The sequence below is a fragment of the Paenibacillus sp. J2R1T-4 genome (assembly GCF_059692235.1).
Map to the genome: position 1 here is coordinate 284,058 of NZ_JCAUBA010000001.1, position 14,516 is coordinate 298,573.

11 protein-coding genes are annotated in these 14,516 nt (G+C 42.8%); 2 read left to right on the forward strand and 9 right to left on the reverse strand.

The window, feature by feature from the left end; translation table 11 throughout:
- Positions 1-52: 52 nt before the first annotated feature.
- The 4 genes from AC58QD_RS01445 to aroC form a co-directional block, all read right to left on the reverse strand.
- The gene (locus AC58QD_RS01445; protein WP_497329248.1) at positions 53-625 is read right to left on the reverse strand and encodes a histidine phosphatase family protein; all 573 of its coding nucleotides are present in this window, start codon (positions 623-625) and stop codon (positions 53-55) included.
- A 41-nt stretch (positions 626-666) separates the two neighbouring features.
- Positions 667-2,217 carry a hypothetical protein gene (locus tag AC58QD_RS01450; protein WP_497329250.1) on the reverse strand — a complete coding sequence of 517 codons (1,551 nt, stop codon included), beginning with the start codon at positions 2,215-2,217 and terminating at the stop codon, positions 667-669.
- Between the two features lie 76 nt (positions 2,218-2,293).
- Positions 2,294-3,688 carry a peptidoglycan DD-metalloendopeptidase family protein gene (locus tag AC58QD_RS01455; protein ID WP_497329252.1) on the reverse strand — a complete coding sequence of 465 codons (1,395 nt, stop codon included), beginning with the start codon at positions 3,686-3,688 and terminating at the stop codon, positions 2,294-2,296.
- Positions 3,689-3,802: 114 nt separating this feature from the next.
- Positions 3,803-4,861 carry a chorismate synthase gene (gene aroC, locus AC58QD_RS01460; protein ID WP_497329254.1) on the reverse strand — a complete coding sequence of 353 codons (1,059 nt, stop codon included), beginning with the start codon at positions 4,859-4,861 and terminating at the stop codon, positions 3,803-3,805.
- 115 nt (positions 4,862-4,976) lie between these two features.
- Between aroC and AC58QD_RS01465 the strand changes: the two genes are divergently transcribed.
- A complete protein-coding gene (locus AC58QD_RS01465; RefSeq protein ID WP_497329256.1) occupies positions 4,977-5,882 on the forward strand; it encodes a LysR family transcriptional regulator in 906 nt (301 codons plus the stop codon).
- Positions 5,883-5,891: 9 nt separating this feature from the next.
- Here the strand turns inward: AC58QD_RS01465 and AC58QD_RS01470 are convergent, their stop codons facing one another.
- Positions 5,892-6,617, reverse strand: a complete 726-nt coding sequence (locus tag AC58QD_RS01470) for a DUF2071 domain-containing protein (RefSeq protein WP_497329258.1) — start codon at positions 6,615-6,617, stop codon at positions 5,892-5,894.
- 293 nt (positions 6,618-6,910) lie between these two features.
- On the opposite strand from AC58QD_RS01470, the gene AC58QD_RS01475 reads away from it, so the two are divergent.
- On the forward strand, positions 6,911-7,555 hold the full coding sequence (locus AC58QD_RS01475; RefSeq protein WP_497329260.1) for a DUF3993 domain-containing protein: 645 nt from the start codon (positions 6,911-6,913) through the stop codon (positions 7,553-7,555).
- Between the two features lies 1 nt (position 7,556).
- Here the strand turns inward: AC58QD_RS01475 and AC58QD_RS01480 are convergent, their stop codons facing one another.
- From AC58QD_RS01480 to AC58QD_RS01495, 4 genes are all read right to left on the reverse strand, one after another.
- On the reverse strand, positions 7,557-8,267 hold the full coding sequence (locus tag AC58QD_RS01480; protein WP_497329262.1) for a dioxygenase family protein: 711 nt from the start codon (positions 8,265-8,267) through the stop codon (positions 7,557-7,559).
- Between the two features lie 92 nt (positions 8,268-8,359).
- Positions 8,360-8,875, reverse strand: a complete 516-nt coding sequence (locus tag AC58QD_RS01485) for a P-loop NTPase family protein (RefSeq protein WP_497329264.1) — start codon at positions 8,873-8,875, stop codon at positions 8,360-8,362.
- Positions 8,876-8,988: 113 nt separating this feature from the next.
- Positions 8,989-10,695 (reverse strand): proline--tRNA ligase, encoded by a 1,707-nt coding sequence (locus AC58QD_RS01490; RefSeq protein WP_497329266.1) that lies wholly within the window; start codon positions 10,693-10,695, stop codon positions 8,989-8,991.
- Between the two features lie 431 nt (positions 10,696-11,126).
- Complete coding sequence (locus AC58QD_RS01495; RefSeq protein ID WP_497329268.1) at positions 11,127-14,288, reverse strand: FG-GAP repeat domain-containing protein; 3,162 nt, start codon at positions 14,286-14,288, stop codon at positions 11,127-11,129.
- Between the last annotated feature and the right edge of the window lie 228 nt (positions 14,289-14,516).

The following is a 14,516-nucleotide window of genomic DNA, read 5'->3' on the forward strand; positions in this document are numbered from 1 at the left end:
ACCTCCGGTTCCCTGAAACCATCAGGTGGGCTTCTCATTTCAACAAACAGAATTATGCTTCCCAAACTCTTTCTACTTTTACTAACTGATTCTTTTCGAAAGTCAACTTGTAAATATCAGGCTTCGAAGTGCTGTTCCAAAAATCGTAGCCATAGCTTGTATCGTAATAATTCATAATGATCGTCATAATATTGCCATGTGTTCCAATAACTATGGTTTCTCCGCAATGTTCTGCAAGCAGCTTCTCTATGACTGGTACGGCCCTTTGCTGCGCTGTTCTTGTCGATTCCCCACCCTCAAGTGCATACTCCGGGTCTGCAAATGATTGTTCAATAGCTGTCAGTAACACATCCCAAGATGCTTTGTATTCTAACCCTTTAATGGGTCTCTCTTTTAGTTCCTCGAGTTCTTCTATCGGCAGCCCCTTACGTTCAGCCAAAACTTGAATAGTCTGTACTGCTCTTGTGTAGGAACTGGACACCATGTAATGCACTTCCACATCAGCTAGTACATCAGCTACTCTTTGGGCATCGGCAAAGCCCTCTTCGGAGAGCCCTCTCGATTGTTCTTGACCAAATACAAAAGGCGACTCGGCATGTCTCACCATATAAATCGTTGTATGCATTAGTAGACCTCCCTTTTGGAGCTATATGTATGGTCATTCATTCACAATTCCTTAATGACATTAACTAACTTGAATATCATATCCTTGTCCCATCTTTGATTGGCATAGCCAAAAGGAGCATTGAGCAGCTCCAACCAATTCGGATGGGTATGACTCCACTCCTGAACTGCCTTGACCGCTTCTTCTCGGTTCTTTACATGGCTCATGACTTCCGATAATCCGGCAAAGCTACCTTTGTCAGGACCCAGAAGCGAAGAGTATTTCCCAGCTATGTTGTGATCAAATTCAAGAAGCTGTAATCTAAGTCTCGCAAAAGTATTTACCGCATCACGGAATTGGCTTTCCAGTTCCAGGTTGGTATTTCCTTCGACAAGTTTGTCATGGTATTGCAGACGAAGACCTTGATATAACTCCTCCTTCTTATTGACGGCTGCACCGAATTGCTGTGCAGCACGCTCCCAATAACCTAAAGATTCACTAGTAAGTGCATCTTCCAGACTGTGGTAAGCTGTTGTCCCATTGACCTTAATGGATTCCACTAGCTTCATCGAACCATCCTTGTACTTATAAGTTTCCGTAGATTCCCTCTGCCATGGTCCGGCACCTGCTGAACCAATCAACCCACCTTTTATAACTAAAGACCCATTGATAAGTTGTAGGGAGTTAACGGATTTCACGACGATCTCACCTGGTATCATGGACCATTTATTCGTTTCCCACTGGGATACTACATACCCTGTAGTACTTGTATGTGCCCCATTTACTACCCAACTCCAGACAATTTCCTTGTTTCCGTCTCCAGTCAAATCACCAGGAATCTCCACTTTGGAAGTTCCCGTAACATCCATAGGAAAATCTACTGTTCCTAGTACATATCCTCCCAATGTTTGGGTAACGATTACTCCAATAGATTGTCTAGATGGCTGCGCGCCCTTGTTTCCCTCAGAAGCTGCCGCTTCCACATAAAGAACGGTCGCCCAGGTTGGAAGTCCGCCATTTTTGTCCACTTGTATGGTGTGCACATTGAATATTCCATATTTACTATCGTACTTGATCGCTAGCTTGTTTAACCAATCACTAATGTTACTAGGAGGAGTAAATGGAGCACCATTGGTCTTCTTAATGATCCCGAGCCCTTCTCGCATTTCCTGCAGTAACGCTTTAACCGAAATGTCTGCATTAGGAATTTGATTCACTGCTCCCGTTGGGGAGGGGGAAGTTACATTGGGTATATTCGGACTCAACGAACCATCGGATGACGAAGTACTCGCAGGACTTGGTGTTGGAGTAGAACTATTCATCGGATTGGGAACTGGTGTAGGACTCGGAAATGGATATGGAGTTAGCCTAACAAATGGAGTTGGAACTGGTGTAACGCTCGGTGTCTCGGAAGGCATAGCTGATGCTGATGGTGAACTGGGAGCTGTGCTTACTGACGGTGTCATCGACACTTGCACAGCTGGAGTAGGAATAACGGATCCTCCAACTGACAGATCAGTCCCCTCACTGCACCCAGCTGTAATCGTTGCTGCAACTAACATCCCTCCAAGAACGGAGGCAACATGTAACTTATAAGCATTCGTATTCATCATGAAAAAATTACTCCTTATTTCTTTGACTTCTAGCTGAATGCTTTGGTAGATGATGCCAACCGGTCAACCGATTCAATTATTGGGGCTGAACCCATTGGAATGGCGATGTATTAAAGAATAAATTAGGATTAGCTTGCACATTGTGCGCCCAGAAGGTGAAGTGCAAATGAGGTCCTGTCGAGAAACCGGTAGTTCCTACAAGTCCAATAATATCACCTTTTTTCACGCGGTCACCCTTTTTTACTTTGAGCTCTGACATATGTGCGTATTGGGAGAATAAGCCCATCCCATGATCCAGATAGATGGCGTTGCCAGTTAGATACAAGGTCTCTGCAAGCACTACGATACCATCATTGGTCGCCATGATAGGGGTTCCCTCCTTAGCAGCCAGATCTATGGCCAGGTGGGAGCTGTCATACTTATTATTCACATATCGAGTATACCCATAGGGTGTAGTCAATCTTCCCTCAACAGGCTGGACAAAAGGGGAAGAGAACAAAAACTCAGGCTCTGACTTACTTCGTGCCAAATCAATTTTTTTCTGGTCTGCTGCAATCCGCTGCGTATCCTGACGCATGCTTTCCATCTGTTCGGTGACCTGTAGATACTGAGTATCAAACTTTTTTCCTTTGATCGTTAAGATCTGATCCCCAATTGGATAAGTTCCTGCTTTGACTGACGTGGAGACGGGCAAGTAAGTGAAGTAACCAGCCCCGAACGGTTGCAGGGTATATGATTTCCCTTGCCAGTTAATCTGGCCTGGCTCATCGTGACGCACCATAACCAAGTCCCCAATGGAAGCCGTACTCGGTTGTAATAACCATTTGGATTGCATCTTAACCTTTGCCGTTTCAATATCCATGTACAAGGAAGCTTCCTTACGAATACGGGCGATCCGGTCCTTTTCATCCTGCATCGCTTGTTTGATCTCAGGGGATACTGCTGTATTCCAGGTTATTCCTCCATCGATAGTAACTAATAACGGAAACGGCATGTCTTTACTCAAGTCTACGAGTGCCCATCCAATCCGATCCGTAAGGAATTGGGATTGTTTCACAGGGTAACTTTTCGTCCCAAAAGTTAAGGAAGTCACTGCTCTGTTCGGGTCCTTATTCCAAAGTGAAGACAGACCTGCGTCTTCAGCAGGCGGTTCTGCTGGAACAATATCCACTGACTTCAGCCACTCAACACCCCCATCTGAGGTTACGGTGACTCCGTCTGAATATTTGATCCAGCCAGTATCGAAATTAACCATTTGAAACCCTAACACTTCCCTAGGCGGCGGTGTTGGAGAAGGTGTCGGTGTAGGGGTCAGAGCCACAAGCTGCTCATCTGCTGTAGTAGTCCAGGGCCGCAGACCGTATACCATTGCTCCAACACAGGCTATTACCAGTAATAATCCAACAATTAGCTTGAATTTTCTCATCCGCAATGAGGAACGCTGCCCTTGGCGAGATTTACGTAAAGTCACTTGTAGTCCTCCCACATTTTCAAACAATGACATCTATCAGCTTCCATTATAACCTGATTAAGCACCATTTGAGAATTAGAAAAGACAGACTCTCTCTGAGAGCCTATCTGAGAGCTACCTATCATGCAGGGCAGCCTGCCGTTTATATAAATCTTCAATAACAAGACAAGCCATCGCTTCTACAACGGGTACGACTCTTGGACAAATACAAGGATCATGTCTGCCCTCAGTAACGATCCATTGCTCATCCCCGTGTACATTTAATGTTTTTTGCGGAGATGATATCGACGATGTAGGCTTAACGGCAACACGAAACACAATCTCCTCACCTGTACTTATGCCTCCAATGATACCGCCTGAATGATTGCTCATAAATCCGGCAGCATTCATTTGATCATTATGCTCACTGCCAAGCATGTGGGAAGCGCTGAATCCAGCTCCGAATTCGATCCCTTTGATCGAGCCGATCGATAACATCGCTTTGGCCAACTCTGCATCAAGCTTATCGAATACGGGTTCACCAATACCAGCGCTTACCCCTCTGATTCTACACTCTACAATTCCGCCGCAGCTATCGCCCTTCGCCGACAAATGATGAATTTTCTCAATCATACGAACCGCCGCTGAAGAATCACAAGCCCTAACCGCATTGAGTTCGATCTCTCCCTCGTCGAATGTCTCACATTGGATCCCGCCAACCTCCTTTGTGTAAGCGATAATACTTACCCCTCGGTGCTCCAACAGCTTCCGCGCGACGGCGCCGGCAGCCACTCTTCCCGCAGTCTCTCTTCCAGAAGCTCTCCCACTGCCGCGATGATCTCGAATACCGTATTTTTGAAGATACGTATAATCGGCATGTCCAGGTCGAAAAGCTTGACTAATATCGTCATACGCCTCTGGGCGCATATCTGTATTATTCAGCATTATGAATAGCGGAGTTCCGGTTGTCTTCCCTTCAAAAACACCGGACATAATACGAATGGTATCATATTCTTTTCTAGGTGAGGTTACAGACGATTGACCCGGTTTCCTTCGATCCATCTGGATTTGGATATACGGCTCATCAATTTCCACTCCAGGAGTTACACCATCTACAATGACGCCAACTGCTGCCCCATGTGATTCACCGAACGTTGAGATTTTTAGAATGGTACCGAATGTGCTTCCTGCCATATGTTTCTCCCCCGTGAAATTTTGACGTGTAGGTTCTCATTCCATTATAATTTTGATATTGAAATAAATGAAATTGTATAAATCGCACTTCGTCATAGAGAGGATTAATATCACAATGATTATGAATACCGAATGGTATCGTATTTTTCTACACACAGCCCAGTCTGGGAACTTAACGAAAGCGGCACAGCTGCTCCATATTACACAGCCCTCCGTTAGCTATGCAATCAAGCAACTGGAAGCCAGCTTAGGTGTGAAGCTCTTTGATCGACTCTCCAAAGGGGTTCGACTAACACCGGAAGGAGCAGAACTGCTGCAATATGTGGAACAATCATTTAGTCTGCTCCAGCTTGGGGAGCTCAAGTTAAAGTCACTCAAAGACCTCTCGGCAGGGGAGCTTCGAATTGGTGCGAGCGGTCCAATAATAAAGCATTTGTTATTAGCCCCCTTAGATCAGCTTCATGCTTCTCATCCAGAAGTCAGAATTCGCCTTATCCAAGGGAAAACGGCTGAAATCAGAAAACTATTGTTAGAAGGTCACATCGATCTGGGGTTTGTTCATCTGCCGTTATCCGATCCGGAATTGGAATTGAACCAGATCGTGAGCATTCAAGATTGCTTTGTCGTTGGCCCGGCTTATGAATCATTAGCCAGACACCCGATTGCAGCAGATGAAATTGCAAAAATACCGCTCCTATTATTGACCCAGGGAAGCAGCACTCGACAATTTGTCGAACAGTGGTTCTCTTCACAAGGGATACGAATAGAAGCGGATATTGAACTCAATAGTATGGATATGTTGATAGAGTTAGCTGGACGCGGTTATGGCGCTGCTTTTGTGACACGTTCTTTCGTAAAGAACGAGCTGGAGGAAGGAAAGCTCACGGAGCTGTCCTTACTTGAACCGTTCCCTTCACGATCTGTCGGTCTAGCCACACGGCGTGGCAGGTCGCCATCGTTAATCGCTAAGCGGTTTATGGAGTTTCTACTCTACTCTCTCGATGACGGCGATTTACATTAGATATCAGTATTAACATGTCATCGTTTTCAAGCTTTGCCACTCATGAGGGATATCTCTCATAATGACCATCGAATCATAGCTCAAATCTTCCTTAGCGATTCCTAACGCAGTATGGAAGTAGCTTAACTCCACATTGCCGCATTCTAAAGGGCACATATTCCAATCATGCGGGATAAGACACATGCCATGATAGCGATTTTTCCCCGTTACTGCGGAGTAACCATCTGCTCCAGATTGGAAAAACCTCGACAATTCATCTACGGACTTGAAGACAGAACCTGATGGTAATTGATTGGTTGGTTGGGCATCAAATTCAATCTTCACTTGTAAATCATTAGACATAAGCTGGAACTGAATCTTATCATTGTTATCCTTCACATGGAACTCAGCTGGATGATGTTCTCCTGGAAATAATCGTCCACCAAGCCAATGATTTATTCGAGAATTCGTATCTCTCCGGAAAATATAGACCCCCTCACGTTGCTTTCCTGTATTGTCTTTCCACTCTACTGCTATACGATGGGCAGCATTCTCGCTAGATACGCCCAGTTTCTTTGGAAGCCTTTTCGGATGAATATTTTCTAATCGTATCAGACATACTCCAATAATTGCTTTTCCAAGTACCTCCTTTGGCTTGAACATAGGTGGCAGGCAACCTGCTATTAATTGCGGCTCAACCTGATAATTAATTAATATTCTTCTCTTAATATTCCCTTCAATAACCGGGATTTTCATAAGTTCCCCCCACTCCATTGTTTGTTTTTCACCATTACTCTATGTTATTCGACCCCTCTCATTATTATCCTTTTTCTTCCATTATTTTTCCGCTCTTAATTGAGATTTAAGCCCCGTAAGGTGCTGGAAACTGGAAGGTGGTAATTTTTTGGCAATGACCCGTCTAAAAGCTCATGAGAAGTACGAACAATATAGGAACATGACTTTTGAAATAAGAATGACCCCTACGATAGAGTCGTATCAGGTCATTGAGGGTCAATTAGTTTCACTTAACTACAAAAGGAGTGTATGACATGAAATCTGTTTCAACTCTACTATTAATGGCCGGTTTAATAGCTTTATCTGGATGCGGAGAGAAATCGCCTGCTTCCGTGCAACCAAGCCCTCAAGTTCAGACATCGGAGTCGCCAACCCCAAAGCCAACAACTACGGCAACAGCTACTGCTTCACCTACACCTTCAGCTTCTTCTTCATCAACACCTACATCTAGTGCAACTACAAAACCAACCGCAGCACCGACAACTTCACCATCATCAACACCTAAAGCCGCTGCGACCCTTGACCGAAAAGCAGCCTTTGAGTTATTAGAAAAAGCGAGCGAATTAAAAGATGTGTATGATGAGAAGTCTTATACCAAAAGCGAGTTATATGCCTACTTTGCACCCTACTACACCAATAACTATGTAGATAAAATCATACTAAAAAACATGAAACAGGTCGGCGATAAGTGGACGTTAGCTCACCCCAATTCAGAGTTGATAGAAGGTTCCTACTATGAGACTAACTTTACGGATAAAACCAAATTGGAGCAAACTGGTGATAAAATAGTAATTACAAACAACCTCGAAGGTGGTCTCTCTGAAGCTCACGAAGAGAAAATCACGCTCATTCAGACCAATAACGGTTGGAGAATCGACCTGGTCGAATGGAAGATGTAGGTTAAACTTTTAGAACAAAATTAAAGGTTGCGGACTTACTGTTGTTGGCGTTATCCTTCATGTTCATGACAAGGGATTCCTTATAGATACTATCTTTTGTATTGCCTGCTTCCTTGGGGAAAAATAGTTGAGTGGTAAGGATTCCTTTGTTAGGTGCTTGAACCTTGACGTGCAGGTGCCTTGTCCGACCTGGGTATAGTCCAGGAACAATCGTTTCTAATGTAAACTGACCTTTATCGTTCGTGTATTGATGACCGCGTAGTGTATACCCCGAATTATCGTACTCGCCCTTATCATTGGCTTGCCAGAAGTCCACAAGAGCATTTTTGACCGGTTGGCAGCTCGTTGACAGAACATATCCTGTTATTGTTAGTGCAGTTCCTGAGACGCCTTTTTCAAGCAAAGAACTACGCTCAGGAGAGTTCGGTGTGTAGTATGGGCCTTCGGTTACAGCGACAGTAGCTGCCTCCACTTCTCCGCATGCCGCAGTCGGTTCCAGAATTGTTGCTTGTGGTATGGCTGAGCTCGGTGTGGCAGGAGAAGGACTTCCAGTACTAGTTCCTGTTGCATCTGATGCCGCGTCCTTATTCCCCAGGTTGATCCCGCATGCGGCTAATACAGCCGATGATGTCACGATTAGACTAGTTGCCAGAAACTTGCGCCGTGTCATGATCTTGCCTGCTTTGCTTAATAACTGATCAATGTGTATCATACTAACGCCCCCTTAACTGTTAATAGTTATATTATGGGGTACACAACTGAGTTTGTCATGAGAGTAGGCTGAATGGCAGCTGAAAGTTGTGACTACCTGATCGTTTCGCTTTTGTTCTGAATAATATCTTTATTACTTCTAATGATTACAGTTTTCTCACGAAATGAACTAATAAATTCCATAATTGCAAGCTTATGAACTTTTTCGAACTTGTGATTCCATCGGAGCATATCGATTAAACCGCTCAAGCTTTGCTTATAGTTAGCTCTTTCCAGCCCGTTTCTTTGTTTGATAAATCGCAGAATTACATTGCAATCGCGCTTCCATACAGGTGGGCTTATAAAGATGATGATGTCGGCCAATTCAAAGCTTGGCATAACCCATTTGTAATAAACCCCTTCTACGATCCAAGCCTCTCGCTGTATGATCCCATCCAACAGAGCATCTCTTGTTTCTGGCGGGTTCTTGCCCGTATTTTCTTCCGTTCCTCTCCACATCACATTGTCCAGTTCATAGTAAGGAATGTTGTATTTGTCAGACAAGTGTCTGGCCAGGTAGCTTTTTCCACTACCTGTCGAACCAATAATATGTATTTTCTTAGTGATCATGAAGCCCTCCTCAATCTGAAATAAATATTAAACAAACCGAAGACAGCCTTCCTATCGAGTGCTGTCTTCGGTATTTGTCTAATATGGAGTTAGGTCACTTTGTTAGTCCTCGTTTAAACCTTCAAGCTTCCAATAATCTGAGATAGAACCTCTTCGATCGCCATTGAGCTTTGATCCGTATTTCTGCGCTCCTTGAATTCAACAACTCCTTGATCCGCTTGCTTGCCTACTACAATTCGATAGGGGATACCAATCAAGTCAGAATCCTTGAATTTGATACCTGGCCTTTCATCCCGATCATCGAGCAATACCTCAACCCGAGAGTCGCGCAAACGTTGATACAATTGTTCAGCCAGACTCATCTGCGTCTGATCTTTAACGGAAACTGGAATAATATGAACATGGAAAGGAGCAATTGCATTCGGCCAGATCATGCCGTTCGAGTCATGGTTCTGTTCCACAATAGCGGACAATATTCTAGAGACTCCAATACCGTAACACCCCATAATCATGACCTGTTCCCTGCCGTTAGAATCCAAATATCGGGCTCCCAGCTTCTCACTATATTTCGTTCCAAGTTTGAATACGTGACCTACCTCAATCCCACGAGAAAATTGTAAGGTTCCATCTGTACACTGAGGACATGGGTCCCCTTCGACCACATTACGGAAATCCCCAACATAGGTAAGCTCGAAATCCCGTCCAGGACGTACATTCCGGATGTGGTAATCCTGTTCGTTTGCCCCTGTTATCCCGCTTGTCATTGCAGCTACAGCTGTATCGGCTACTATTGGAACCTCTAGCCCGATTGGACCTGCAAAACCAACAGGAGCTCCAGTCACCCTGATCGCCGTATCTGAATCCGCTAATGCGATATCCTCAGCGCCAAAGTGATTTTTCACCTTAATCTCATTGACATCATGGTCCCCTCTGACTAGCACGACAACAGATTTACCATCAACGAGGTAGATCAACGTTTTGATGAGCTCCTGTGCCTCGATCTGTAGAAACTCCACAAGCTGAGCAATGGTACGCACAGCTGGAGTATGAATTTTCTCTAACGCATCAGCACCGTCATCCTCATTCGGACTATGTACAATACCTGTTGCGGCCTTTTCCAGATTAGCAGCATATTCGCAGGAAGAACAAGAGGCAATTGTATCTTCTCCAATGTCGGCAAGTGCCATGAATTCATGGGTTTCCCCTTCGCCGCCAATTGCACCAGCATCTGCTTCAACAGCACGATAATTCAGCTCAAGCCGTTGAAAGATTCGTTTATAAGCATCGTACATTTTCCAATAGGAGCGATCCAGACTTGCCCAGTCTGTGTCAAAGGAATAGGCATCCTTCATCAGAAACTCCCTGCCCCGGAGCAGCCCATACCGAGGTCTTCGCTCATCCCGAAATTTCGTTTGGATCTGGTACAAAATAACGGGCAGCTTTCTGTAGGAACTTATCTCATTTCGAACGATTGCCGTTATGACTTCTTCATGAGTCGGACCAAGCGCAAATTCACGTGCATGGCGATCCTGCAGCCGAATTAACTCAGGACCATATACGGAATATCGTCCTGACTCCTGCCATAATTCAGTTGGCTGCAACGCAGGCATTAACAATTGCTGCGCGCCTGCCATATCCATCTCTTCTCTAATAATCTGCTCCACTTTGTGGAGCACCCGCCAACCTAATGGCAGATAGGAATAAATACCTGCAGCCAGTTGCCGGATGAACCCGGCTCGCAGCATGAGTTGATGACTAACTACTTCGGCTTCAGCTGGCGCTTCGCGCAATGTTGGTAAGAATAAGTTGCTTTGTCGCATAATGGACACCTCCTGGAATAAGTAAAAGACAAAAAGACACATTCGTCAGGGACGAATGTGTCGTGGTACCACCCTATTGTAACCGTCCTAGTTAATAGGACGATTCTTAAACGCATAACGGACAGATTCCGGTAACGGTTCCCAATAAGCTCACCGATACAGCTCGCAAGGTAGGAAGCACTCAGTCATGGCTAGAAACCTTACAGCCTAAGGGTCTCTTCTCTGGAACCATTTCCCTGAATCTCATGTCCTCGGTCAAAGCTATTAATTATGGAAATTCATGTATGGTCCAATTTATTACATCATGCCCTAATTGTCAAGTGTTTACTAATCTCTTCAAGACACAGATGGAGATTGCCGCAATGAGAACCCGTTTTATCATAATCAATTTAGCACCATTTCTGTATCATACAATTATGATTAACGGGATTTTATGGAGTACTAGTAAGCTTTTGAAGAACAATACTTGTCTTGTCTCCAAAATGAGTCACTGTGTAAATATGGTCATCATGACGATAATCTACTTTCAACTCATTGCCGATAATATTGATCGGATCTATACTAAAAATCTCGATTTGCTGCATCCCTTGCTCAAGTAAATCAATCGTCCAGTGCTCATTGCTTTTCTTGATCGAAACGGGAACATTGGAACGAACAATATGCATACTCTTCTTTTTCCATTTTATTTGAAGGGTTGTACTCTTTTGAAGTGCAGTAAACAGTTCACCGATTTTCCCCTCCATAAAAATATCTGAATTAACTTCAAGAGGATCATGTAAGTAATACTTACCTGGTTTTATGGAGACCCCCAGTGTGTTTTTATAGTTATCAGCTTGTGCTGGTACACTATGTAAATCCGCTTTGAGTGTTAGTTTTAAATGTTTTCCTCTTCCTAACTTATCTTTTATCCTACACCAAAAATAATTTCCCCAAGATTGGCTTATCGTGACTTTGGCAGTCAAAGTAGTTAAAAATGAACGTGCTGCTTGCGGCTCCGTCATAAAGTTATAATCCCATTCCGTTCTTAAAGTATCAAAATACTGTACAAAATTTTTAAACTGATCGATGTTTTTGTCTAGATATTCAATGTGCTCCATATAAATCATTGGTAGACTTTGGGAAGCCATTGAGTGATAGATGTCAGTGGTCGCATACTCTTCCTCCTCATTAAATAGAGGAAGAGGAGAGAATAACACCATAGGACTTTCTTTTAATGCAGGATCTTCAAGTAAAAAAGGAATACTCCACATGTAGTCTGTGTAGGCTCTGGGATCTGTTGGAGTATTTGAAGGCCTGAATCCAAAATTAAACCATATTCCATGCGAGCTTTCGTTTCGTAATGATTGTAATCGATCATTATTATTAATCCGCCAAGTATGTTGATTTGTTCCAATTTGATTCCAAGGAATCCCGAGTTTTCGAAAAGCTTGCTTATGAAGTTCAATCTCCCGGTTTTCTTGTGGATTTGACATGTAACTGTGAAATAACAAATGGGGATATAGTTCCAAGTAATTGTCTCTCGTGTATTGAATGAATGCTTTGAGGTCTTCCAGATATGGGAATTGGGGGTCATCAATCGACATTGGGTTACCAAACTCAAGCTGACCTACTATTAAATCATCCATTCCATCATGATTGATATCGAACCATAGCGGGACAGAGTTATGTCCGCCAACAAGGGCATTACTTCCAGAAGGGTTAAACGTCTCCCCATTAATTACACCGTTGCTTATCCAGGTATCGTTTTTTTGCACATAAACTTCTATATCTCCCCAGTTGTTACCGATTAGCAAGTCATTCAGACTATCATCATTCATATCGCGAATAGCTGGTGCAGCGAACTTCCCATGGCTCTGGACAAGCTCTTGTGGACTTTCGTAGTGATAAGGTGATTCAGACTGTCCACGAAAGAAAGAAACAACACCTGTCCCATCCCCGACTACCAAATCTGGTAGTCCATCGCCATCAATATCCCCCCGGGTTGGAACTGAGAATGATACGACAGATAAAACATGATCTTCGGAAGATAAAGAATTAAATCCAGAAAATTTTTCATTTCCTAAATTCAAAGAGTACATAACACTACCATTTTTATCACCAATTAGTAAATCAAGTGCTCCATCTTCGTTGAAATCAGTTGTGGAAATACTCGTGTATCCCAGTGATAAGAGTGGCTCACCAGATGGAAGTAAGATCTTTTCAGGTTTTCCAAACACATCAGGTAAGTTAAGTCCGTCGGGAATATTATTATTATTATATTCTCCGTTACTGGTTCCTTGGTTCATGAATCCGTACATATAACCATCTGTGCTTCCTACGATGAGATCAGATCGTCCATCATTATTTCTATCTACGAATGCGGGAAATGCACGATAAGGAAGTTCAATTTCATTAGACAAATCTGTATAGATGGGGTACTTATTGATTGTCAGTTTTTTTCCGCCACTTATAATATGCGTCCCGGAACTATAGAAGGAGTTATCATATTCTCCAACAAATAAGGGCTTTTCATTTGACCCTTTGTTTAAATGAACGCTCACCGTTTCAAACCATTGACCCCAATCATATGAACCCCGAACAAGTGAATAAGAAGGAATTTGATTATAACTTTTTAAAAATTCTGCCCATCTCTCTGCATCATGATCCTTTATACCAGATAATGCCTCATAATGATGTTGATATGCCATGGCAGGACGTCCATAAGGGCCGAGAACTTTTGTGATACTATAACCATATTTTTCTTTGCTCAAAAAAGCTAAATAGGCTGAACGTAGTTGGTGGTTGGCGGAAGCAAAGCCAAATTGAAAATATGGCTCATCCGATAATTTATATCGATTGAAATAGGTAGTTCCAGTTTCATAAGATGGATCTGAATGATTCATGGAGATACGTTCTTGGAATCCTTGGCTAGCATCCATTCCACTATCTAAATCAAAGCCAGTAATAAAATATCTATTAGGGAGGAATTTACTGTTGAACAAGACGGAACCTTTTTCAATTCGATTAAGTGTCATCAGCGAAATTCCATTAAGAGTAACGATGCTTTCTGCTGTTGAAGGAATTATTCCTTTGCCCAACGAAAAACCAGGGAGATTTTCCAATCCAATGTGTTTATTGAAGTTATCAGTAAATAATTGATATACATTCTGAATACCTTTTAAGTTTTCATCCACCATAGGATATGTAAAATTAATAGTATTTGTGGGAACTTCAACAATTTGAGAAGCTCCGAGGAACTCTTTAGGGAAGTCTTGATTAAATACATTTTCTAAATAAAGATGTCCACCCGTGTGAACGTAACGAATCAAATTATCCGTACCTTCTTTTAGCTCCGTAGTTTGTGTAAGATTAATGTCTAAATATATAGCATCATATTTATGAAGCTGAGAATACTTTGTCTCGGACAATTTTTTCTCGGTCACCATTATATTAGCCTCTAAGCTTTGCTGTAGGTTATTTAGTGCGGATGTATCAAAGGTATCATTTCCAACCAAATACAAGATATCTACATTGTCGACTTTTTGAGTAGTAAAAAGTAAGACAATAAAAAGTAAACAAGCAGCAACACAAGCTAGTAGAATTCGTAACTTCAATGAAAATCTCACTCCTGAATCATTAGTTAAGTGATTATATATACGCTTTGTTTCCAGAATTTGTTTCGCAAAGAAAAATATTACCCTCAAAGCAGTACTTCCCGATCTATGTAAAAATTGCTATACTTACAAAAAAGTTTGGCTTTCGAGATGCTCCTTTTGTTTAAACCAAAAAGGAGCAGCCATAATTGTAGGCTACCACTAGTCGAATTATCCTACCGTTAGCCA

Coding starts and splice junctions, on each gene's coding strand:
- AC58QD_RS01445 (WP_497329248.1), bottom strand. CDS start 625: ATGCATACAACGATTTATATGGTGAGACATGCCGAGTCGCCTTTTGTA.
- AC58QD_RS01450 (WP_497329250.1), bottom strand. CDS start 2,217: ATGATGAATACGAATGCTTATAAGTTACATGTTGCCTCCGTTCTTGGA.
- aroC (WP_497329254.1), bottom strand. CDS start 4,861: ATGGCAGGAAGCACATTCGGTACCATTCTAAAAATCTCAACGTTCGGT.
- AC58QD_RS01465 (WP_497329256.1), top strand. CDS start 4,977: ATGATTATGAATACCGAATGGTATCGTATTTTTCTACACACAGCCCAG.
- AC58QD_RS01470 (WP_497329258.1), bottom strand. CDS start 6,617: ATGAAAATCCCGGTTATTGAAGGGAATATTAAGAGAAGAATATTAATT.
- AC58QD_RS01475 (WP_497329260.1), top strand. CDS start 6,911: ATGAAATCTGTTTCAACTCTACTATTAATGGCCGGTTTAATAGCTTTA.
- AC58QD_RS01480 (WP_497329262.1), bottom strand. CDS start 8,267: ATGATACACATTGATCAGTTATTAAGCAAAGCAGGCAAGATCATGACA.
- AC58QD_RS01485 (WP_497329264.1), bottom strand. CDS start 8,875: ATGATCACTAAGAAAATACATATTATTGGTTCGACAGGTAGTGGAAAA.
- AC58QD_RS01490 (WP_497329266.1), bottom strand. CDS start 10,695: ATGCGACAAAGCAACTTATTCTTACCAACATTGCGCGAAGCGCCAGCT.